General features: G+C 33.7%; 22 protein-coding genes and 2 pseudogenes. 8 read left to right on the top strand and 16 right to left on the bottom strand.

Features of this window, described 5'->3' with window-relative positions:
- Positions 1 to 28: 28 nt before the first annotated feature.
- The 3 genes from BR77_RS14260 to BR77_RS14250 all read right to left on the bottom strand — a co-directional run bounded on the left by BR77_RS14260 (position 29) and on the right by BR77_RS14250 (position 2,303).
- Entirely contained in the window at positions 29 to 643 is a 615-nt protein-coding gene (locus tag BR77_RS14260) for a hypothetical protein (RefSeq protein WP_015077339.1), read from the bottom strand.
- 67 nt (positions 644 to 710) lie between these two features.
- Positions 711 to 1,700 (bottom strand): alpha/beta hydrolase, encoded by a 990-nt coding sequence (locus tag BR77_RS14255; RefSeq protein ID WP_015077340.1) that lies wholly within the window; start codon positions 1,698 to 1,700, stop codon positions 711 to 713.
- A gap of 24 nt (positions 1,701 to 1,724) precedes the next feature.
- A complete protein-coding gene (locus BR77_RS14250; RefSeq protein WP_015077341.1) occupies positions 1,725 to 2,303 on the bottom strand; it encodes an alpha/beta hydrolase in 579 nt (192 codons plus the stop codon).
- A gap of 42 nt (positions 2,304 to 2,345) precedes the next feature.
- Between BR77_RS14250 and BR77_RS14245 the strand changes: the two genes are divergently transcribed.
- From BR77_RS14245 to BR77_RS14235, 3 genes and pseudogenes are all read left to right on the top strand, one after another.
- Entirely contained in the window at positions 2,346 to 3,320 is a 975-nt protein-coding gene (locus BR77_RS14245) for a glyoxalase/bleomycin resistance/extradiol dioxygenase family protein (RefSeq protein ID WP_015077342.1), read from the top strand.
- Positions 3,321 to 3,325: 5 nt separating this feature from the next.
- Positions 3,326 to 3,865, top strand: coding sequence for a DUF924 family protein (locus BR77_RS14240; protein ID WP_035065428.1), 540 nt, complete (start codon positions 3,326 to 3,328; stop codon positions 3,863 to 3,865).
- A 124-nt stretch (positions 3,866 to 3,989) separates the two neighbouring features.
- Positions 3,990 to 5,257: pseudogene (locus tag BR77_RS14235) on the top strand (MFS transporter).
- A gap of 82 nt (positions 5,258 to 5,339) precedes the next feature.
- On the opposite strand, the gene BR77_RS19555 reads toward BR77_RS14235, so the two are convergent.
- Positions 5,340 to 5,471 (bottom strand): hypothetical protein, encoded by a 132-nt coding sequence (locus BR77_RS19555; RefSeq protein ID WP_015077345.1) that lies wholly within the window; start codon positions 5,469 to 5,471, stop codon positions 5,340 to 5,342.
- A 219-nt stretch (positions 5,472 to 5,690) separates the two neighbouring features.
- Between BR77_RS19555 and BR77_RS14230 the strand changes: the two genes are divergently transcribed.
- A complete protein-coding gene (locus BR77_RS14230; RefSeq protein ID WP_010051320.1) occupies positions 5,691 to 6,428 on the top strand; it encodes a helix-turn-helix domain-containing protein in 738 nt (245 codons plus the stop codon).
- A gap of 464 nt (positions 6,429 to 6,892) precedes the next feature.
- Entirely contained in the window at positions 6,893 to 8,107 is a 1,215-nt protein-coding gene (locus BR77_RS14225) for a chloride channel protein (protein ID WP_015077346.1), read from the top strand.
- Positions 8,108 to 8,233: 126 nt separating this feature from the next.
- Here BR77_RS14225 and BR77_RS14220 read toward each other — a convergent pair whose 3' ends face one another.
- From BR77_RS14220 to bsh, 5 genes and pseudogenes are all read right to left on the bottom strand, one after another.
- Positions 8,234 to 8,596: a hypothetical protein gene (locus tag BR77_RS14220; protein WP_016356606.1), complete on the bottom strand. Its 363-nt coding sequence runs from the start codon at positions 8,594 to 8,596 to the stop codon at positions 8,234 to 8,236.
- A gap of 1 nt (position 8,597) precedes the next feature.
- Positions 8,598 to 9,035, bottom strand: a complete 438-nt coding sequence (locus BR77_RS14215; RefSeq protein WP_015077348.1) for a helix-turn-helix domain-containing protein — start codon at positions 9,033 to 9,035, stop codon at positions 8,598 to 8,600.
- A gap of 180 nt (positions 9,036 to 9,215) precedes the next feature.
- Positions 9,216 to 10,820 (bottom strand): IS1634 family transposase, encoded by a 1,605-nt coding sequence (locus BR77_RS14210; RefSeq protein WP_034558278.1) that lies wholly within the window; start codon positions 10,818 to 10,820, stop codon positions 9,216 to 9,218.
- Positions 10,821 to 11,090: 270 nt separating this feature from the next.
- Positions 11,091 to 11,716 (bottom strand): annotated as a pseudogene (locus BR77_RS14205) (DNA alkylation repair protein).
- A 28-nt stretch (positions 11,717 to 11,744) separates the two neighbouring features.
- Positions 11,745 to 12,719, bottom strand: a complete 975-nt coding sequence (gene bsh, locus BR77_RS14200) for a choloylglycine hydrolase (RefSeq protein ID WP_015077350.1) — start codon at positions 12,717 to 12,719, stop codon at positions 11,745 to 11,747.
- A gap of 322 nt (positions 12,720 to 13,041) precedes the next feature.
- On the opposite strand from bsh, the gene asnA reads away from it, so the two are divergent.
- The gene (gene asnA / locus BR77_RS14195; protein ID WP_035065425.1) at positions 13,042 to 14,046 is read left to right on the top strand and encodes an aspartate--ammonia ligase; all 1,005 of its coding nucleotides are present in this window, start codon (positions 13,042 to 13,044) and stop codon (positions 14,044 to 14,046) included.
- A gap of 175 nt (positions 14,047 to 14,221) precedes the next feature.
- Here asnA and BR77_RS14190 read toward each other — a convergent pair whose 3' ends face one another.
- The 3 genes from BR77_RS14190 to BR77_RS14180 all read right to left on the bottom strand — a co-directional run bounded on the left by BR77_RS14190 (position 14,222) and on the right by BR77_RS14180 (position 16,016).
- On the bottom strand, positions 14,222 to 14,809 hold the full coding sequence (locus BR77_RS14190; RefSeq protein ID WP_015077353.1) for an NAD(P)H-dependent oxidoreductase: 588 nt from the start codon (positions 14,807 to 14,809) through the stop codon (positions 14,222 to 14,224).
- Between the two features lie 63 nt (positions 14,810 to 14,872).
- Entirely contained in the window at positions 14,873 to 15,439 is a 567-nt protein-coding gene (locus tag BR77_RS14185) for a Crp/Fnr family transcriptional regulator (RefSeq protein WP_015077354.1), read from the bottom strand.
- A gap of 22 nt (positions 15,440 to 15,461) precedes the next feature.
- Positions 15,462 to 16,016, bottom strand: a complete 555-nt coding sequence (locus tag BR77_RS14180; protein ID WP_035065422.1) for a TetR/AcrR family transcriptional regulator — start codon at positions 16,014 to 16,016, stop codon at positions 15,462 to 15,464.
- 129 nt (positions 16,017 to 16,145) lie between these two features.
- On the opposite strand from BR77_RS14180, the gene BR77_RS14175 reads away from it, so the two are divergent.
- Positions 16,146 to 16,778, top strand: coding sequence for a transmembrane-type terpene cyclase (locus BR77_RS14175; RefSeq protein WP_035065419.1), 633 nt, complete (start codon positions 16,146 to 16,148; stop codon positions 16,776 to 16,778).
- Positions 16,779 to 16,889: 111 nt separating this feature from the next.
- Here the strand turns inward: BR77_RS14175 and BR77_RS14170 are convergent, their stop codons facing one another.
- Complete coding sequence (locus BR77_RS14170) at positions 16,890 to 17,423, bottom strand: dihydrofolate reductase family protein (RefSeq protein ID WP_015077358.1); 534 nt, start codon at positions 17,421 to 17,423, stop codon at positions 16,890 to 16,892.
- 125 nt (positions 17,424 to 17,548) lie between these two features.
- Between BR77_RS14170 and BR77_RS14165 the strand changes: the two genes are divergently transcribed.
- Entirely contained in the window at positions 17,549 to 18,094 is a 546-nt protein-coding gene (locus BR77_RS14165; RefSeq protein ID WP_015077359.1) for a helix-turn-helix domain-containing protein, read from the top strand.
- A gap of 139 nt (positions 18,095 to 18,233) precedes the next feature.
- Here the strand turns inward: BR77_RS14165 and BR77_RS14160 are convergent, their stop codons facing one another.
- From BR77_RS14160 to BR77_RS14150, 3 genes are all read right to left on the bottom strand, one after another.
- Positions 18,234 to 18,590 carry a hypothetical protein gene (locus BR77_RS14160; protein WP_016356608.1) on the bottom strand — a complete coding sequence of 119 codons (357 nt, stop codon included), beginning with the start codon at positions 18,588 to 18,590 and terminating at the stop codon, positions 18,234 to 18,236.
- 557 nt (positions 18,591 to 19,147) lie between these two features.
- Positions 19,148 to 19,504, bottom strand: coding sequence for a VOC family protein (locus tag BR77_RS14155; RefSeq protein ID WP_015077361.1), 357 nt, complete (start codon positions 19,502 to 19,504; stop codon positions 19,148 to 19,150).
- Between the two features lie 64 nt (positions 19,505 to 19,568).
- Positions 19,569 to 20,342 carry a helix-turn-helix domain-containing protein gene (locus tag BR77_RS14150; RefSeq protein ID WP_015077362.1) on the bottom strand — a complete coding sequence of 258 codons (774 nt, stop codon included), beginning with the start codon at positions 20,340 to 20,342 and terminating at the stop codon, positions 19,569 to 19,571.
- Positions 20,343 to 20,389: the final 47 nt, after the last annotated feature.

Raw genomic sequence — 20,389 nt, 5'->3', positions numbered from 1 at the left:
GAATTCAGGCTTAGTTATCAACTACGTTTTACAGGCTATTGATTTTTAAGTCTTTAAAAAAGCCTTCTGTTCCAATATCAACCCAAAGACCTATGCCGCCTTTTTGCATTGCTCCAAGTTTAAGATCATTAACAATCAAGACTGGTTGTTCTGCATTATTTAGAAATAGTTTTGCTTTATTGTTTTCTACTTCAATTTTCATATCTATCCATTCATTCAGACCGATATCAGCATATGATTCATACATACCTGGATTTTCCTCTCGAAAACGGTCATACTTAAAATCAGGGTATGAAAAATATTGGACAGAGCGATTTCTTCTAACTTGATCCTCTGAACGACCATTGGTAGGTCTTATATATATCCCTTCAAAATGACTATTATTCTCATCAATCCGAAAAGACACTCCGATAAAACCTCTGGCGTGATCAGGTGCATCTGGCAAAAGACGACTTAGAACTTTAACTTCAATCGTTCCGTTATAAAATTCAAAATTTTGAAGCCTAGCATATGTAGCTTCATCATCCGCCAGAATAACAGGATCTTTAATGACGCGTAACACATCTTCGCCATCTAGAGTAGTATCTGCGCTAAATACATTATTGTCTTGGAAATATTCTTTTCTAACTGTTATTTTTTTCATATTCAGAACTCCCTTACTATTATTTTTTTAAATAATCTATACTTTAGTACCCATTTAAATTGAAGCCTTACTTTTGATATGCCTTTAAAAAATTCAAGGTATCTTCAAATGCTATTTTTCCAGGGGGCGTCGTTAATTTAAATTGGTATTCATGCCGCGTTTCGACCTCTTTTGAATCAAAAAATCTTGTTTTTATAGGTACTCCGACTTCTTCTAATTTACTTGCAAACTCTCTTCCCTGTTGCTCAAAAGAAGACGTATTGCCATCCGTTATAAAGGTAGGTGGAAAGTCTTTGTTAACGTAATTTGGCACAACTGAAAGCTTCGCTTTTTCTGAATTTTCCCAGTTACGTTCATCAAAATAGCTCCAGCCAATTTTATCAAAGGAAAAACTAACAATCTGTGAAGTCGAGTCCTCAACAATATCGATTAAGTTATATGGACCACAATACAGCAATGCTCCTTTAATTTCCTTAAGCGTTGGAACAGCCTCTACCTGAATTTGTTTCCCATAAGCTGGATTTGTTTGAGCAGCTATAAATTGACTGGCTATTTGAGCACCTGCCGAATCACCAGCAATAAATAAATTAACCATACTGAGTCCATATACCTCTTGATTAGCCTCGAGATGCTTAATAAATTCACCTACTTGTCTAACTGGTATTGGGTAAGTAGTTTCAGGAACAAGTTCATAGTTCATAACTGCAACAGAATAGCCATTATCAGCTAATTTTGTAGCATATTCTTTTTCTTCCAGTTTATCTCCGCCAATATATCCACCACCGTGAACCCAAGCAATCGTTGGTTCATTAGGTAATGGAATGTCGGGAAGATATAAATCAAATGTACTTTGTTTGTATTTTCCAGTATAAGACTTGTTCGTTAAAACCGTTACACTGCCTTCTGTATATTCTGGTTTTCGCGTATCAGTTGGCACAGAAAATAAAACCTGGCGTGCGAGACTGATCATAGGTAGTGGTGTTAGATTAAACACAATTGTCAGTCCAATTGATAGGAGAATTATCAGTCCAGCTAACCATAAAAAAAACTTCTTCATCTTTCCTCTCCTTTAACAATCTATTTAGTGCTGATTCAAAAAATTCTTAATTGTTTTTACTTCAAGATCGGTTACTTCATGACCTGAATCTAATAATTTCGCTTCTAATTTTGGGAAAAATGGCTTCATTTGATTCGCTAATGCTAGCACATCACCTGGTGGAACCATGTAATCATTTGCTCCATAGGTTAGTAAAATAGGTGTGTTCGTTTGTTCTTTAAATATGTACCCTAAATTAGCGGGATGCATCAATATAATCTTATCAGCTATTTCAGGAGCTTTTTCAAGGATGCCTAGTAAAAAATTAGCACCATTAGAATAGCCAATAAATGTTAATTTAGCATTTTGAGGCTTGATTTCTGTCCAGGTATCTAAAAAGGTCGCCACATTTTGATTAAAATCAGCTCGATCTAGCGTACCTTCAATCAACGGATTAAAGAAACGACGCGTTGTTCCTGTTCCAGAATTTCCTAAAAAACTAATGACTCCAGCTTCGGGATTAAGGTCCCCACTAACAAAAAGTAATGAATATTCATTTCCTCCTGTACCATGAAACAACACAAAAAATTCCTTATTATTCTTATCTGTGATAAAATAATTCATATAATTATTCTCCTAAAAATTGTATTTGAAAGGAATCAAACTATGAAAAACACACTTATTCATCATGTTTCAGTTATTAATCGTGATATTCAGCAATCCTTCCATTTTTATCATAATACACTCGGTTTAAATTTACTACTAAAAACAGTCAATCAAGATGATAATGAAATGTATCATACTTTCTTCGGAGATACTGCTGGTCGTCCAGGAACTGAATTTACCGTTTTTGAAATGAAAAATGGCGTCGATCATAAATTTGGTACCAACGCTATTGATCGAACTGTTTTTTTAGTCCCATCTGAAGAGTCTTTGCTTTTTTGGGAAAAACGCTTAAACAGCCTTGGTATCTTTAATTGTGAGATTGAAAGTTACAATAACAGTAAAATTTTGCGCTTTGAAGATTTTGACGGCGTTCAATTAGGTTTTATGCCCTTAACTGAAAAACAAACAACCCATTATTTACCACGTATTACTGACGAAATCAGTGGAGAGAATGCTATTTTAGGCATTCACTCGATTCATTTAAGAGTTCGTTACTTAGAAGCTACGAAACAGCTTTTCAAGAAATTCTTTGACTGGACACTTCTAACAAAATTAACGACAGAACCTACTCCAATTGCCATTTTAGGGAATCATAATGAGCTTTTTTATCAAGAGGTTCATTTAATTGAAGACAAAAAAAGTCCTTTAGAGGTGATGGGGATTGGAGGGACTCACCATGTTGCCTTTTCAGCTAAAGATGAGCATGAGTTACAAGAAATTCAAGAAGAAATTAGTCTAAAAAACTTTTTAAATTCTGGCATCAAAAATCGTGAGTTCTTTAAATCCCTCTATTTTAGAGAAGCTAACGGTATTCTAATTGAAGTCGCTACTTTAGATACGCATTTTGTTAAAGAAAACTATGAAGGCCTGGATTTAGATCAAGTACCTTTGTATTTACCTACTTTTTTAGCTCCTAAACGTAGTGCAATTGAAGCAAGTTTAGCCAGTAGTCATCCACAAACAGAAAGTAGGTAACTAAAATGACTTATCAAGATATTTTAAACTTTTGGTTTAATGAGATTGATCAAGAGTTATGGTTTAAAAAAGATGATGCTTTTGACCAAGAACTTTTACGACGTTTTGGCACCGTTCATACGCAAGCAAAAAATGGCGAATTAAGTCAGTGGCGTGATTGTTTAGAAGGATGTTTAGCTGAAATTATTGTATTAGATCAGTTTTCAAGAAACTTATTTCGCGATAAGCCTGAAGCTTTTGCCTATGATGGAATGGCTTTAGTTTTGGCTCAAGAAGCCATACGTCATTTTAATGTTTCGGACTTACCTGTTGAACAACAAGCCTTTCTTTATATGCCTTTTATGCACTCTGAATCTTTAGTCATTCACGAAGAGGCTCTGACGCTTTTTGCTGGTGAAGGCTTGGAAAATAATTATGCTTTTGAATTAAAACATAAAGTTATTATCGAACGGTTTGGTCGTTATCCGCACCGTAATCAAGTTTTAGGTAGAGAATCTACTCCCGAAGAGCTTAAATTTTTAGCGGGACCAGATTCATCCTTTTAAATAAAATAGGCAGCCCTTTTAGTTTACTTATGTGTGGTTGCCTGTTTTTTTATATCAGCTAAAATCAACTTATCTAATAATCTTATAACAGCTAACCCACCACTAACTATTAGGAGTGCTGATTATGTCTAAAACTGAAAATTCATTTGATCTGACTCATTGGCGAAAAAATTTTTACCTCTTTCTTTCTGGCCAATTTTTATCTGGTATTACGAGTATGGTTGTCCAATATTCAATTATTTGGTATTTAACTAAAACAACTGGTTCAGCAACCGTATTAAGTTTCGCAACCATACTTGGCATGCTTCCAATGGTTATTTTAAGCCCATTTGTCGGCTCATTTGTTGATAAATGGAACAAAAAAACATTGTTAATTGTGACTGATATCATTGTGGCAATTTTTGCCCTGATTTTAGCGATTACAGGTACAATTGCCTCAGATTTCCCTTTGTGGCTCGTTTTCGTCTCCTTATTTATCCGTTCAGTTGCCCAAACTTTTCAAATGCCCACTATTCAATCAATTTTGCCAACGATGGTTCCAGAAGAAGAGCTAACTAAGGTAAACGGACAGTTAGGCATGGTCCAATCCGCTAATTTTATTATTGCACCTGCATTAGGAGCCTTACTTTTCTCCATTGTTCCAATGAATCATTTAATTTTACTAGATGTCTTAGGAGCCGTTTTTGGAGTGGGCTTATTACTATTTGTGACAATTCCTCGAATTCTTTCAGAGGGAGAAACAATCCATTTATTAGCTGATAGTAAATTCGGTTTAAAAAAATTAACTGAAAATAAAGGTCTTTGGTACATTACAATTGTAGGAGCCATTTTCACGTAATTTTTATGCCTGCAGCTAGTCTTTACCCTTTAATGACGATTGGCTATTTTAATGGAACTGTCGGAGAAGCCGGACTTATTGAAGTCGTATACTCGATTGGTATGCTACTAGGTGGAGCTGTTATCGGAATTTTTGGCAAATGGAAAGATCGAATGAAACTAGTCTTTATGGCCTATTTCGTCATCGGAATCACTATCGGATTGAGTGGTATATTACCCCCAACAAGAACAGGATTTTTCTACTTTATTATTCTAAACTCATTTGCTGGATTTGCTACACCCTACTTCAATACTCTTCTGATGGCAATGATTCAACAAAGCTACGAGCCTAACGTTCTAGGACGAGTACTAGGGGTATTAAATTCCCTAATGAGTATTACTGGTCCTGTTGGTTTAATCTTTGCAGGTCCTTTAGCGGATAAGTTTGGTGTCGAAAAAATATTTCTCTTTGCAGGAATCGGAACGATCATTTGTGGAATCATTAATTTCATGATTCCAGTAGCGAGAAATTATGATAAACAATTACAAAAAAAATTAGAAAAACCTTCAAAATAAGAAAGTAACCTTCTACAAAAAACGCAAACAACTTACACGTCCTCTCTTGTAGGTTATTTGTGTTTTCTATTTATTTCTTTTTTTAATGCCTTGCTTTAATTTGTTGCAGGCTTTCTTCATCTTGATCACTGTGGACTCCCCAGCAATAGCTTTTCGTGTAATCTTCTGCAACTGCAATAAATGTGTTACTATAATTCGTGGTATGTCGCTTCATATTTTTACCTCCCTTAGCTTTATTAAATTTAATTTTGTTAACTATATGCACTACCTTCAAACAAATTTTAAAGCACTTATTTTTTAGTTTTACAGTCTAGAAACACTGATAAATCAAGATGATACAGATTGTATCACTAGAAAAATCAATAGTGATACGAATAATGGCTACCCTTAAGAACCGCTTATCGAGATAATGAAAAGGAAGGAGATGATACTCATGAACATTGGAGATAAAATTAAAGAGCAACGATTAAGAAAGGAGCTTACACAAGAACAATTAAGTGCCTTATTAAATGTCTCTCGTTCAACTGTTTCTAGTTGGGAAGTTGGCAGAAATTATCCTGATTTGGAAACGATTGTAGCGATTAGTGATTTATTTGGTATCTCTCTCGATAACTTATTGCGGGAGGACACAACAATGACAAAAAATTTATCAAACAAACTAAGATGGAATGGACGTTATAAAAAAATTCTTTTAGTGATAGGCATACTTTTCTTGATTTATGCTGGCTTTAATCTTAAATTAAGACTGGATGAAAAACGATATTTAACAAATATATCGGCTCATTCTTGGAAAAATGATGACATTCGCTATTTAGGAGGATATGTTCTCAAAGAAAAAGATATTACCTATTCGACTTACATTATGGAAAATGGCTTTAATCCGATTCCCTTAAAAGAAAATAGCCCTTGGGTTATTGCTAGAAAAGACCCACTTGTGGTTAAAGTTAAACAAGGAAATAAACTCTATATCGTCATTTCAAAAGCCAATGATCCAAAGGTAACGTATGATGCGACTGTGGAAGTTGATGCGCAGGTAAATTTAGTCAAAATTGACCCAAAATGGTCTGCTGAAAACCAAAAATCTCTTGAAGATTACCTAACAGAGCATCAAAAAGAGTATAAAGATTTATTAGACGGCGCCATAACTAAACGGCTCGATATTATTAATTAAACAGCTTGTAGCCATTTATATAAGAAATACAATCAAGAAGATTGTCCGCTTTTTAATTCTGGGATTGAGCACCCTATCTTTTTAATAGAACCTACTCATTAAAACAAAAAAGAAGCAAGTAACAATGTCATCTCGTTACTTGCTTCTTTTGGTTTTAAAATTAGCCTTTCCTTTCTTTTGGAATGACAAATATAATTGAAATAATGGATAAGATACAAAATATTGACAATCCAGTTACAGAAGTGTCGTATATTAATTGTGAAACCAAAGTATATCTTCATCAAAAAAAGCAGTTACAACTTAAGAGTGATTGGATGAACAGCCTAGCAGATTTACATTAGATAAAAAATGCATTCTTATTTTTTTATGGTAAACTAATAGAAGTGTAATAAAAAAAGAGGCTTATTTATTATCAAAAGTTACTTTAGAAATTATTTAGAACAGATACAGAGGAGATACAGCACATGAACAAATTAGCTTTAAGCATTCGGATTATTCTTTATGGAGCGTTATTAAGTACATTTATTGGGGCCATTTCATTTGCTTTTATCTATTTAGAAAGTAACATTTCACATTATTTATGGCACATTCTCTTAACCAATAATACCTTTAAAACGCTGACCATCTTATTATTTTGCTTACTGGGTGGTTTAATTGTGGGGAGTTTACGTGGAAAATGGGGAGACTATCCACAAACAGCTCATCATACAATCCAACAATTAAAAGAGCATAAAACGGTGAATTATCGACCAGTCTTTAAAAGCTTACTGACTGCCTTGCTGATCTTAATTTTCGGTGCGGGTGTTGGACCTGAAGCAGCCTTGCTGGGGGCTATCGTTATGTTATCGGTTTGGCAAGCAGACAAAATTAGGTATCTTTTTTTCAACCGAGAAAGTTTTGCGGCGCTAAAGCCACTGGAACGATTAGGCCATATGTTCCATCCGACACGCTATTTATTAACTTATAACCCTAAAAATACCAATGAAAAATTAGCTGCAACTAAAAAATATGTCATTATTTTCTATATTCTGAATGGCCTATTTGCTTTTATCGTATTGATGAAGTACACGAATCAACCCTCTTTTATCAGTAAAATGGGGATGACCTATTGGGAGTTAAAAGATTTCTGGTTATTTGTTCCCCTAGTTATTTTTGGAGTGCTAGCTGGCAAATTATATAATTTGTTCAAAAGAAAAATGGCAGATTGGATGAATTTTTGGTCTGACCAACCTATAAAAAAAGCACTAATTGGATCTTTTGCAATCTTCATCGTTGGAATGTTTACACCAAACTTACTTTTTTCAGGTCAAGTAACTCTTGGAGCTGTTCCTAAAGAATATCTGCATTTTTCCACCTTACTGTTAGTATGTGTTGTTATTATCAAGCTTGTTTTTTTACAAGTTTGTCTAAACACTGGTTGGATTGGTGGCGATATTTTTCCAATTGTCTTTTCAGCGATTCTACTTGGTTTTGGTCTATCACAACTACTTCCTAACTTTGATACAGTTTTTATTGTGGCAACAGTCGCTACTGCTATGACGATTTCAATTTTACAATCTCCACTTGGCCTAGCCATTTTTATAGCATTATTTTTCCCAGTTCAAATTTTACCAATCATTTTATTGACTGCATTATTACTAAAAGTAATTCAGACAAAAAGAGGAAAACAAGTCGTATGATTTACCATACGACTTGTTTTCCTTTTTATTTTATTTCAAGTTCTTGAAAATTGGTAGACTAGTCAATCTAAAACTATCATCTAATAAGTATCCCACTCATCATCAATTACTGATTTTTAATAAAAATTATTCTTCTGCAACTATCTTCGACAAGCTATTAATACTTTCAATCTTAATATATACTTTTAGGTACTTTTTTTTCCTTAGCGTTAAAACTTCAACCCAATCATCATCAACCTGACTAATTTTTGCTTTTATTTCACTAGACCCATTTGACATATAAATCAAATCAGAACTTTTTATTCGACATTCTGATCCAATCAGTGCTCTTAATTGTTGCGTAATTTCTTTTCGCTCCTGCTGATTCTCGTATTGTCGTTGTTCCACTTCTTTTTGATAATCTGGACTTTTGCTTTTAGAAAGTTCAATTATGTCATCTAATCTTGAGAAAAGCATATAGGCAATAATTAGTAAAACAATCCACCACATCCTAATTGACCTCCTTTTCGAAACCTAAAATATCCTTAATAAAAATCAAATTTTCGACTTGTTGATTTTTATCTTCCATCCTAATTCGAATACTAGTTGGATTGACTTCAATAATTTTGCAGTTTTTGATTTCTGTTCTTCCAATAGACAAGAGGACATCCGTAACTGGCGTTAAATATAATGTGACGACTTGATTTAATAAACTAAGTAAAATTCCGCTTGCTTTTTTAGTCTTATTTTTAGAACGTCCAATTAGTTCATCCATGGATACATCAAATACATTCGCCAACTCAATAACCTTATCAATTGTTGGTTGGGCTGTACCTGTTTCCCAATTAGAAATTGTTTGCCTAGATACTTTTAATTCTTGTGCAATTTCTTCTTGCGTAAAGTTATTCGCTTTTCTCAGCGCATAAATTCTTTCATTAAATTTTGTCATTTTGATTCCTCCTATTCATTTAAAGATATACGAAAACCTCCTTCTATTCTATCAAATGTAATTATCAATTGCGCAAATGATTGTAACATTTCGAATCTAATTGCTTTTATGTAGCCTTTTCCGTTCATTTTAAGAATATTGCGAACAAAAAAAGAAACATATAACCTGAATTCCCGGAATTTATAACGAGGGAAGGGCAACGCCTAACGCCTCGTATAATTCCTTCTGCTTCGTCGTAACCTCTCCCAACACGCGACCGTGCCCGGGGGCCTCAAATAATTCAATCATGTCCAGTTCGTCCAGTACACCTTGAAGGGTCCATTGGTTAAATAGCTCGGCATCCTGCATCTTCTTTTTCACGTAGGATAAGTAGATTAAGGCGATGAATTCCACAAAAAGCTTCCCATTCAGGGACAATTCGGATGAAACTTGCATTCTTCTGAAGTTGAGGCGCTCTTTTAAATTGCCGAAGGCTTTTTCAACAACATCCTTGCTGCGATAAAGAGACAACGCTTCAAACGGATCATTGACCTCATTAGAAAGCAAGGCGAAGTAACCATAATTTCTAACCGCATTGCGCATCGCCTCTTCTTTAGGCGTGATTTTCTTCCCTCGTTTAGGTGTCTCAGTAACTTCGAAGTACTTATCATAATCTTTCATACGATAATCTTTTAGTGTATTTTCCTTCAGATCTTGGTGAAGGGCTGTCAGATAGTCGTTCATGTCTACCTGATCTTTAATCGCTTTTTCAGGATTGTAGAACAGATGCAGATACGCGCGCTTTTCCAATTTTATCACATCACCTTTATACGGACGTTCCTGTTCGTATTCCCAGTTTATTGTGCGACATACACCGTAGGTGGTGAACTGTGTTTCGAAGTTTGACCAAAGTTTCAAGTTCTCACGTTCCGCTTCCAACACACCCTTGACATATTTGAGTTTGAGTTGCACTCCTATCACGAATTTCTGGTGGTGTTTATACAAGGCGTTGATATTATCCTTGCTGTAAAAACCTCGATCAAATATCACGTTGACCTTTTTGTAGCCCATTACATCAAATTCCTTCATGAGTTGCCGAACCGTTTTAACATCGGTGATATTTCCGGAGAGCTTGCGGTAATAAAAGGGCAGTCCGGATTGCGCCCCAAACAAGAGTGCCAAGTTGATTTGTGGCAAGCGGTCGTGTTCCTTGTTTCGTCCCTTCTTCACTTGCGATAAGACCTCTGAGTAACTCGATATCGACGTAGTGTCAAATGCCCAATACTCCTTTTCCATCCGGCGGTTGCCTTGTTTCTGAAAGAAGGCCATCCGGCCTTCCTCATCGATTGCTTGGAATAGGTCGCTGCTTCGTTGTGAAGGAATATCCTGGCAATACGGGTGATGATGCAGTTTTTGCCAATGGGAAAAACGACTCAAGGCGTTATTCTCTTCGAGAATCAAGTAATAGGCGATCGACAGAATTTGCTTATAATGCTCCGGGAAGATGGCCTTAAGGTCCGCGTATACGCCTGTCTGCTTGCCAATTTGATCGAGCAGATAACCTGCCCCATAGAAGATTCTTCGGACTTGTGTCATTGGAATCGGCCCTGGCTTAACTTCCGATGAAGTCGGGGCCGGTTTCTTTTTGTACGAACGTGTTGGGACGATTTCACCTGTAACCGGATCGACTTTTCCAATCAGTGTCCTCTTAGCGCGTGATTGTTGCTTTTCCTTATCCCAGTAGGGTTCATTCTGATAGGCATAAGTAATGCCCGTTTTCTTGTTTGTCTGAAAAATAACTGCCATATCAACACTCCTCGTTATACATTATATTATATAACGAGTTATAAGTCTACAAAAAAACCGCTATATATCAATCGTTATAGCGGTTTTTCGAGTGATTATCGTTACACAATTCGGGAATGCAGGATATAAGCTTTCCAAATTGAAGTCAGTCAAATCAACTTACTCAAAAGGGAGAAACTTATATATTTCATTTTTAGTAAACCTTACTATAGAATGGAAGTGACCTTCCGATTGAAAATCAATCTAACATTCTTGCCATGAATACAAAATCTAATCCAAAGTTAGTAGTTTTTTATTTTTTAAAATAAGCTTTTTCACCTGTGATTCATTCTTACTAGTTCCCCATTTCGAGATCTCATGAAGAACCTTTTCAGGGAATTTTTACTAATATCTCTTAAGGCATTGCCACAAGATTTTCTGACATATTCACTGTAATCATTTTTCAATAAAGCTAGCAAGTGAATAGCCACCTCTGGATTTTCTTTAAAATACAGTCGACTTGTCCAAATTCTTAGTCCCTCAGATGCAGCCCTACGTGTGTGTAAATCTTCAGCTGTGAGCCAACTTTTAATCGTGGCTAAAGATTCTTCATACCCAGTATCTTTACAAAAATTGTCAAATGCCATCGCTAGTATTTCTTGAACTCGCCAATTTTCATCTTTGGCAACTATCTCTTGCAAAAAGCTTAAACTATTCGCATCTTTTGCTGCTAGCTTGCCAAATAAAAAGACTGCCACCATTCTGATTTGATAGTCTGTTGATTCAAACAACTTATGAGCCAACACTGGAAGCTCTTTATCTGTATGTTGATTGACTAAATGGTCAGCTAATTCCTTCATAGGTTTAAAACCATTTGATACTTTCACAACTTCTGCTAATTGTTCCGATATATCCATTTTATTTTTCTCCATTCACCTAGTTGAGCTAATTCACAAAATTAATTTGCTGACCAGAAACTAATGAATAGTTGACGAGTTTAGTACCATCTAAATTCTCTTTGTGCATATCAACCCCAGTAATTTGACTGTTTTCATAAGTTGTATAATAGTAAATTCCTTTATCCATATTGCAACAAGATGAATAAATCGTATATTCATACTTGCCATCACCAACTTCGCATAAGCCTCTTTGTTGAGTAACTGAACCTAATATTTGGAAAAACTGGCTAATACTTTCTGATTCGGATGTCCCTGAAACTGAATTTAATTTTGTAAAAGCAACTTTAACAAAACGTGAGGCAGATGAAAGATCTCCAGGTAAACCAATTCCCCCCATCCCTCGACTGTAAATATCTAAATCAATTTCCTTGGAAAACAAATTATTTGGTGTGATTGGTGATACATGTCGATAATTATTTAAGTTGAAAAGTTGATAATCAAACGTTGGATTGTTTGTCATGACTCCAACAGGATTTTCATAAATCGCTAAGCCATTTTTTGTTTGTTCCACTACAATTGACTCCTGCTGATCTGTAATCATCCAGTGAAGCGGCGATAATGGAAGTTCGTCACTAAAATTAGTATTGACTAAGTTTATTTTTTCTAAGAGTTCTCTAACTTCTTTTATAGTCCCACATTGCCCTAACAACCAAGGAATAAATTCAAACGGAGCAATGTTATCTTTTCCTGTAGCTTCTGGGAAATAGACAGCATTTTCAGGAAAATTCAAACCAGCCATACTCAACCCTTTTTCATTGGTTGCATCATAATATAAAGGGTAGTTATTCACTACCGTTGCCATCCCAATTATGGCATAGTGCTGGGATATATCAGATACATGGCGGTAAGGAAACACGAAGTTTCTTGGGGTAATTGTCACCGTTTCGTTATAAGAAAAATCTAAATCTAAATTCCGGCCAAAATAATGATCATTTGTTACATAGGTAACTGCTGTACACATTTTATAACCTCCATCTTGAATTTTTTTTATTCTTACAAATTTATTATACTCTTCCTAACTATAATATGCACATGATACAAATATTGATATCAGTTATTTAATTCTAACAATAACAGAATTTAGGAATTGATTTAAGGTCCAAATTAGAGTTCCAACTTATGTTCTATAATTTATGTATGCCTATCTTTTTATAGATAAAGTTAAACCATTGACTGGTACAGCAAGATATAGTTATTTTAACCCCATCTAAAAAAATATCCTCCTCTACTCTTTTTTATGGTAGAATAATGAGAATACAATTAAAAAAAGAGGTGCATGTCCTATCAAAAAAACAATTATTCCAACAAACTATGAATCTGTCTTAAATGTGTATGACACACAAACTGCAATTGGCTTTATCAAACGTTGCTTTGAAGAAGCTTTAACAGGTAGCTTAAAACTAAAACGAGTTTCAGCTCCACTTTTTGTTCATCAACAATCTGGCTTAAATGATAATCTAAGCGGCGTTGAACGCCCTGTTCAATTTGATGTGCCTTCCTTAAAAAATAATGGTGAAGTTGTACATTCCCTTGCTAAATGGAAACGCGTGGCACTAAAGCAATATGATTTTCACGCTGGAAACGGATTGTATGCCGATATGAATGCGATTCGTCGCGATGAAGTCTTAGATAATCTACACTCAATCTACGTGGATCAATGGGATTGGGAACGAGTGATTTCAAAAGAACAACGCACAATTGATTACTTAAAAGAAGTTGTCCAAGGGCTAGTTAATGCGATGGCTGAAACAGCTAGCCGCTTGCATACTAAATACCCTAGTGTGAACATACCGATTCAAACAAAGGTTTCATTTATTACAAGTCAGGAATTGGCTGACCTGTATCCGGGACTAAGTTCAAAAGACCGAGAACATGCTTATGTAAAAGAGCATCCAACAACCTTTATTATGCAAATTGGGGCGGCGTTAAACGATGGTGAGTCTCACGATCATCGAGCGCCTGATTATGACGATTGGTCACTTAATGGCGATTTACTATTTTGGCATGAACCTTTAAAATGTGCGATGGAGCTTTCTAGCATGGGAATTCGGGTTGATGACAAATCGCTTTTGGAACAGCTGGAAAAAGCCAATGCAACAGATCGATTAGCTTTTGATTTTCATAAACAAGTAGCAAACAACGAGTTGCCTTTAACTATTGGTGGCGGGATTGGCCAAAGTCGGATGTGCATGCTTTTACTAGGCAAAGCACATATTGGTGAGGTTCAAGTTTCCTTGTGGGATGATGAAACAATTGAAGCCTGTGATGGGAAGATTTTCTTACTATAGAGTAAGCCTTAATTCAAATAAAAAAGCGTAAAGACAGTCAAAATGACCTGTCTTTATGCTTTTTATTTTCATCCATGACGTTTGTAATTCTTTTTATGACAATAAAATAATATCAAGAGTTTTAATAGTTAAATGATAAGATTTCAATTTTAATACTTAGTTTCATCTGTGTATCTTATTTATGAGAAAATTTTTTCTCAATAAGTTTAAGCCATTTTTTTCTAGTAGTATCTGAACTTGCTTTAACCATATTAAAACTATGCCATTTCACATTTTTCAGACCCGATTTTTTTAAAGTTCCTTTAATTAGAGCTTTTTGGAGTGCATTACCAAAAATAAATCTATAGATTATTTTCGGTGTATTCATCGTTGTAATGATAGTTGTAGATTTAAGTTTGGTTAAAGTGCTAATCATTCCATACCCAGATTTTGTGTAGTTGTAAGTTGATCCAGGGAAAATTACTTTGTCAATAAACCCTTTCATCATTGCCGGCATCAGTTCCCACCAAATTGGGAAAATAAGAACAAGATGATCCGCTTTCTTAATTCGGTTAATATAATCAATTGCTTGAGGATCAGAAGCCTCATGATTTCTAAAGGCCAGTAAATCTTGTCCAGACATCACTGGATTAAATTTATCACTATCTAAATCAATTATATCAACCGTATGACCAGCTAATTTTGCACCTTTTATTGTTGATTCCAATAATGCATGACAAAAACTTCCTTTATATGGGTGGTTATAGACGATTACAATATTCATTATTCATTCCTCCAATTAGTTTGTCTCTGTAGTTTAAAGGATGAACAAGAATAACGCATTATCTTATGTTAATTTGATTCGATTTCTAATCCGGCTTAGGGAAACAGGCGTAATACCCAAGTAAGAAGCAATATAATGCTGAGGAACACGTTCCACTATTTCTGGCTCGTTATCAACTAAATCTTGATACCTTTTTTCAGGAGAGTCTTTGATACGTGTTAAAAAATAGTTTGTATAACTGACAAAACGTTCACTTATTAATTTAGTTAGATACATATTGATTTCTGGAAATTGTTTGATTATTTGATTAAATGAATCCGAGCTTAAAGCAATTACAGTCGTATTTTCAATACTCTCAATAGTAAAAATACTTGGCTTTTTCTGATACCAACTTTCAAAAGAGGCTACAATTTGATTTTCAAAGAAAAATTGAACAGTGATATCTCGTCCATCATCATTGTTCCATAGTCTTAGTGCCCCACTATCAATAAAATAGATATGACTAGCAATTTCACCTTCTGATAATAGAACAGTTTTAGCAGATATTTCTTTTGGAATAAATAAATGCTCAATTTTAGACCAATTTTCTTTTAGTATAGGAATTTCTTTTAAAAAGTATTGATTCATCATAAACTACCACCTATTCGTTATGTTAGTCATCATTTTTAGAACTATTCACTAAATATCTCAAATCAATTAATGTCAAAATAGACTCAGTTATCTCAGTAGATGATTTAGTGCTTTTAGTTGAAATCCAATCAAGCATGGTACGGGTCACCCCGCCTAAAACAAATATTTTTTGAGTATTGTCTAAATTATCTAAATCAGGAATTTCCTCAATAATTTTTTCTAAAAAAGTATAAAAAGGTTGTTCTATTAAATAGATAAGATCATTTTTTATTAGTAACTCCATTACTTGCGAATCCCGTTGCCAATTATTAAAGCATTGCAATAGCGCTTGTTGAATGCTAGTTATTTTTCCATTTTGTCTTATTTCATCAAGGTATTCTTGAAAAAGGTAGTTGGATCTGGTAATTAGGATTTGATCTTTGCTTTCAAAATTTCTATAAAAAGTTAGGCGAGCAACACCCGCTTTCTTTGTAATTTCCGTAATAGTTATCTCCGAGTAGGGTTTCGTTTTTAATAAATAAAGTAAGCTGTCTATAATCCATTTTTTACTAAGTAGCGACTGATTATTTTCTTTCATTAAGTTTCTCCTATCCCTTTTAAATGTAACAAATTAGACTATTTTGTATCTTGTAACCTTTTATTTTTAAGAATACAATTAAAGTGTAACATATGTAACATCTCAAAATAAAGCATTTGGAGGGAAAACATGGAATTATTTTTAACACTATTAAGTGGTGTTTCTTGGACAATTGTCTATATAGAGCTAATTCGTAATGGATTTAAGTATCAGACTTATGCAATGCCACTATTTGCGCTAGGTTTAAACTTTGCTTGGGAGGTCTTATATTCACTAAATGATTTGGTGATTCATCCAACTACTGGTGGGGTACAGGGAATTGTAAATTTAGTATGGGCGTGTTTTGACTTAATCATCGTCTACACTTATTTCAAATATGGGAAAAAGTTTTTCCCAGAAAAAGCTAAAAAATACTTTGTAGTTTTTAGCTTGCTAGCCTTTATCAGCTGTTTTGCAATTCAATTGGCTTTCTTTTTTAACTTTCCAGCAATTCCAGCAGCACAATACTCAGCATTTTTACAAAATGCAGCCATGTCAATTTTATTTTTAACTATGTTATTTCAACGAAAAACAACCGAGGGGCAAACATTATTGATGGCTGTTGCAAAATGGGTTGGAACATTAGCTCCGACTGTCCTAATGGGTCTTATTCAAGGTTTCAATAGTTATATTTTAATATGTGGTGCTATTTGTACTATTTTTGATCTTCTTTATATTTTCTTCTTAAAGAAAATGAAAAAAGAAGAACATTATGTTTCTTAATTTTAATATAGAAAGCAATCAAGTTTATTTTTGATTACGTAAACATATAATTCAAGCAATATACTTTGTTGAAAAGTCCTAGTGGAAATCCCCACTAAGACTTTTCATAATTTATTTTGTAAATGTGTGATAACAAATACTATTAATACTATGTGACTCTTTCAGTTTTAAAAAAAGTGATTTATTAAATGTATTAAATAATGGAATTCCTTTTCCAAGTATAACTGGAACTGTAGCAATACGGTATTCATCAATTAAATTATTTTCCACTAGCGGCATTATTACACTATTTCCGCCAACAATCCAGATAGCCTTGCCATTTTCATTTTTTACTCTCTCTACAAGATCAATTATATTCTCACTTGAGAAATTCACGTTAGCCCGATCGTCACCCTCTCGATTCGTTAGCACGTAATTAACTTTATTCTCGTATGGATAAAAGTCTGGAGATAACTCATTTACTACTTGATCATAAGTTGTTCTTCCCATGATAACAGTATCTATCTTCTTGTAAAATTCATTATAGGTTTCATCTTTTTCTAATTCCAAAGTTTCAGCTATTGATAACCACTCAATTCCCCCTGCAGAATCCGCGATAAATCCATCAATACTTGTAGCAATGTAAAGTATTACTTTTCTCGTCATTTTATTCTCCTCCTTTTATTAAGCATACTTTTATATTATACTGTTAAGCGAAGAAGAAAAAGAGACAAAAACCGATTTTGTCTCAAAATAAAACATTTATTAATTATGACTCTTGGAGGATTATGATGAAAGCAGTTAATCAAAAGAAATATATATGGGAGCAATTCTATTCACTTCTTACAAATGAAGAATGGCTATTTTCTAAAATTCCTATCAATACAATATGCGAACAATCAGGGATTCATCGTTCAACTTTTTATAGACTTTTTCATGATAAATACAATCTATTAGAATTTGGAATTTCAATTTTATGGGGGCAATTTACTGAAATTAATATTCATGATAGAATACATCAACCTTTTCAAACAGCAGACGCTTTTTATAAATTTTCTGAAGCAAGAAAGCTTATCAGCCACCATGTAAATGATGAACCTTTCAATCTTTTTTTAACTGAATACCTATCAAATTTATTTGAAATAGAAATGGAGCATTACTTCGAAAAAATGCCATCTACTAGTTTTGAACCTTCTTTTGTTAGTAAATATATTCTGTCTAACATCAATTTTTTAGACAACTGGAATAAATCATTAACTAAGAAATTAACGCCCAAAGAATTAGATTCTTTGTATCACAAGTTAATCTTAAAAGATTTATTTCAATCAAATACGTAACATTTTTGATAAGTTAAATAGATTAATGAGAAATTTCAAAAGTTAGATTTACTGCTATTGCTTAATTTAGTTTATATCTTGCCTCATTCGAAGATTTTAATATAGAAATAATTTTTAACATTTCCTCACCAAAAAAATATTAGGAGCATTCCATTGTAATCATCATTTTTCCATCATTAAAAAAATATTCTCCGTTGGCTATCTCGCTGATTAATTTTCCTGAGGTTATCCCATTAGTAAAATCTCCTTGTTCTTCAAAGAGAATATTTTCCATTATTTTATTATCCGCACTTTCGAAAAAGCTGTATCCCTTGAATTCCGATGTTGACTTATGGATATCTTCCTTGTTATATTTTGAATAGAAGATAGTATAATTTGAATGTAAAATTCCATTAACCTCTCCTTCAATAGAGTATTCAGCTGTTGCTTGTGCAATAGAGTGAACGGGTTTTGTTTCTGTCCAATTTAAAAGGTTTAATCTACTTTCTAGTTTCATATTGAGTTCCTCTTCCTTCGTTTAAATTTATAGAGTTTGTAGTAACTCTTAAAGTCAGTATACGATTACAAACCTGACAACAGGTTGTCAGGTTTGTAATCGTATACTTGCTAAATCTCGTTTTATTTACATATACCTTTACTTTTAGCAATTGTTGCTTTAAAAAAGCCAAATACATATTGAGTACTGAGCAATGGATATCTTGTAATATGCTTTGAGTTCATGGACAAAGTAGATAAAATTTAGGATTTTTTTCATTTCCAAAACATCTATACAGGTATCATCAAGTTCAATAAAAAAACTCTTTCTATAAGTGTAATAAAAATAAAAAAGAGTTAATAACATTTGAGGCGAACTCCCAAAGTTACTAGCTTATCAATTTTAAAAATAAACTCATTTACAGATATTAGCGATACTTGCTTCCATTTGAGACAGCAGAGAGACTATTATCAAAATTAGATTTCACTCCACTTAAACCTTATTTCCAAAATAAAAAAACGACGAATCATATACCCGTCGTTTTAGAGTGATATTCAATATATAAGCACTGTTTCAATCTATTCTTGAGCGTATAACCAATAGAACGATAACTTATTGCCATCTGGATCAGAGAAATCAAAGTATCGAATGATACCTGGTACATCCTCTATCACCTCGTCAACTATTACGCCAAGTGTTTTTAAACGTTCAAATTCTGTTTCTAAATCTTCTACCTCTAAACGTAAAACGTTCTCTGAAACATTTATTTTTTCTTCGAAAAGTTGAATCCAAACAGAACCAATTAGATATTCAATAACACCTTCAACAGGAATAAGTTTCTCATCACTCATAAGAATTTTTTCATACCAACTAGCAGATTTCTCCAAATTACTTACTGGCAGACCTACAGTGATACTCTTTACATTTAAACTCATAAACATCTCCTCCATTTCATTAACTTACAATTATTTTATCATTTCAAGTTTAAATAATCTTATTCTAGATTGTGTTCTTTAAACGAGAGATTAAAAGTTTTCCAACATTCACTAATATTGGTGGATCTTCTGGTATTGCTTCCCTCAGCTTAATCGTGTAACTATTGCCAGAACATTTTGGAAAAGACAACTTTCCATCTTCTTTCCCCCTTAAACTATTGTTTAAGTTAAAGTAAGATAGAATGTTATTAGAACGGTCTATAGCACAAGATAATAAATAATAGTCTCCATTTGGAATATTCTTCAGTTTATTTCCTATTAAATTTTTAGTGGCTAATCCAGATATAGGCATATGATTCGGTATCAGTGTACGGAAAAGTCCAATAAATATGATTCCCTTTTCAAATCCATCAGGTACTTCAATAGTTACTGTACAAAAAGAATGACTCTTTTCTTCAAAATGTGCTATCGACTTGTCTTTATCATTATTTTCAAAACTTTTAATATCATAAAAAAGTTCGTTCATTTCAGTTTTGTACGCTCTAGGAGAACTACCTGTATATTTTTTGAACGTATTCGTAAAACTACCGCTGCTTTCAAAACCTGAACGTTCTTGTAGGTCGATTACTCTCTTTTCTTCATCAAGCCCAATAATCGCCTTTTCAACTTTTAAACTAGAGAGGAATTCAACAACACTGAATCCATTTATTTCTTTAAATTTCCGACTAAAATGATGTTTATCATAGCCAAAGTGAACTGCAATTTCCTCACTTGTCATTTTTCTACTAACCGCTTCTTCTGAAATAAAAGAAAGAATTTCAGACATCTTAGTTTTCATTTTCACCCCTCCTTCAAAAAAAGCCTTGTAAATCCCTATAATAAGGA

It is taken from the genome of Carnobacterium maltaromaticum DSM 20342, assembly GCF_000744945.1.
GTDB classification, from domain to species: domain Bacteria; phylum Bacillota; class Bacilli; order Lactobacillales; family Carnobacteriaceae; genus Carnobacterium; species Carnobacterium maltaromaticum.
This window is presented reverse-complemented; position numbering and strand designations above follow the sequence as displayed.

Bases quoted from the DNA above. Each gene is read 5' to 3' on its own strand.
- BR77_RS14260 (WP_015077339.1), bottom strand. From the start codon at position 643: ATGAAAAAAATAACAGTTAGAAAAGAATATTTCCAAGACAATAATGTA.
- BR77_RS14255 (WP_015077340.1), bottom strand. From the start codon at position 1,700: ATGAAGAAGTTTTTTTTATGGTTAGCTGGACTGATAATTCTCCTATCA.
- BR77_RS14250 (WP_015077341.1), bottom strand. From the start codon at position 2,303: ATGAATTATTTTATCACAGATAAGAATAATAAGGAATTTTTTGTGTTG.
- BR77_RS14245 (WP_015077342.1), top strand. From the start codon at position 2,346: ATGAAAAACACACTTATTCATCATGTTTCAGTTATTAATCGTGATATT.
- BR77_RS14240 (WP_035065428.1), top strand. From the start codon at position 3,326: ATGACTTATCAAGATATTTTAAACTTTTGGTTTAATGAGATTGATCAA.
- BR77_RS19555 (WP_015077345.1), bottom strand. From the start codon at position 5,471: ATGAAGCGACATACCACGAATTATAGTAACACATTTATTGCAGTTGCA.
- BR77_RS14230 (WP_010051320.1), top strand. From the start codon at position 5,691: ATGAACATTGGAGATAAAATTAAAGAGCAACGATTAAGAAAGGAGCTT.
- BR77_RS14225 (WP_015077346.1), top strand. From the start codon at position 6,893: ATGAACAAATTAGCTTTAAGCATTCGGATTATTCTTTATGGAGCGTTA.
- BR77_RS14220 (WP_016356606.1), bottom strand. From the start codon at position 8,596: ATGTGGTGGATTGTTTTACTAATTATTGCCTATATGCTTTTCTCAAGA.
- BR77_RS14215 (WP_015077348.1), bottom strand. From the start codon at position 9,035: ATGACAAAATTTAATGAAAGAATTTATGCGCTGAGAAAAGCGAATAAC.
- BR77_RS14210 (WP_034558278.1), bottom strand. From the start codon at position 10,820: ATGGCAGTTATTTTTCAGACAAACAAGAAAACGGGCATTACTTATGCC.
- bsh (WP_015077350.1), bottom strand. From the start codon at position 12,719: ATGTGTACAGCAGTTACCTATGTAACAAATGATCATTATTTTGGCCGG.
- BR77_RS14190 (WP_015077353.1), bottom strand. From the start codon at position 14,809: ATGAATATTGTAATCGTCTATAACCACCCATATAAAGGAAGTTTTTGT.
- BR77_RS14185 (WP_015077354.1), bottom strand. From the start codon at position 15,439: ATGATGAATCAATACTTTTTAAAAGAAATTCCTATACTAAAAGAAAAT.
- BR77_RS14180 (WP_035065422.1), bottom strand. From the start codon at position 16,016: ATGAAAGAAAATAATCAGTCGCTACTTAGTAAAAAATGGATTATAGAC.
- BR77_RS14175 (WP_035065419.1), top strand. From the start codon at position 16,146: ATGGAATTATTTTTAACACTATTAAGTGGTGTTTCTTGGACAATTGTC.
- BR77_RS14170 (WP_015077358.1), bottom strand. From the start codon at position 17,423: ATGACGAGAAAAGTAATACTTTACATTGCTACAAGTATTGATGGATTT.
- BR77_RS14165 (WP_015077359.1), top strand. From the start codon at position 17,549: ATGAAAGCAGTTAATCAAAAGAAATATATATGGGAGCAATTCTATTCA.
- BR77_RS14160 (WP_016356608.1), bottom strand. From the start codon at position 18,590: ATGAAACTAGAAAGTAGATTAAACCTTTTAAATTGGACAGAAACAAAA.
- BR77_RS14155 (WP_015077361.1), bottom strand. From the start codon at position 19,504: ATGAGTTTAAATGTAAAGAGTATCACTGTAGGTCTGCCAGTAAGTAAT.
- BR77_RS14150 (WP_015077362.1), bottom strand. From the start codon at position 20,342: ATGAAAACTAAGATGTCTGAAATTCTTTCTTTTATTTCAGAAGAAGCG.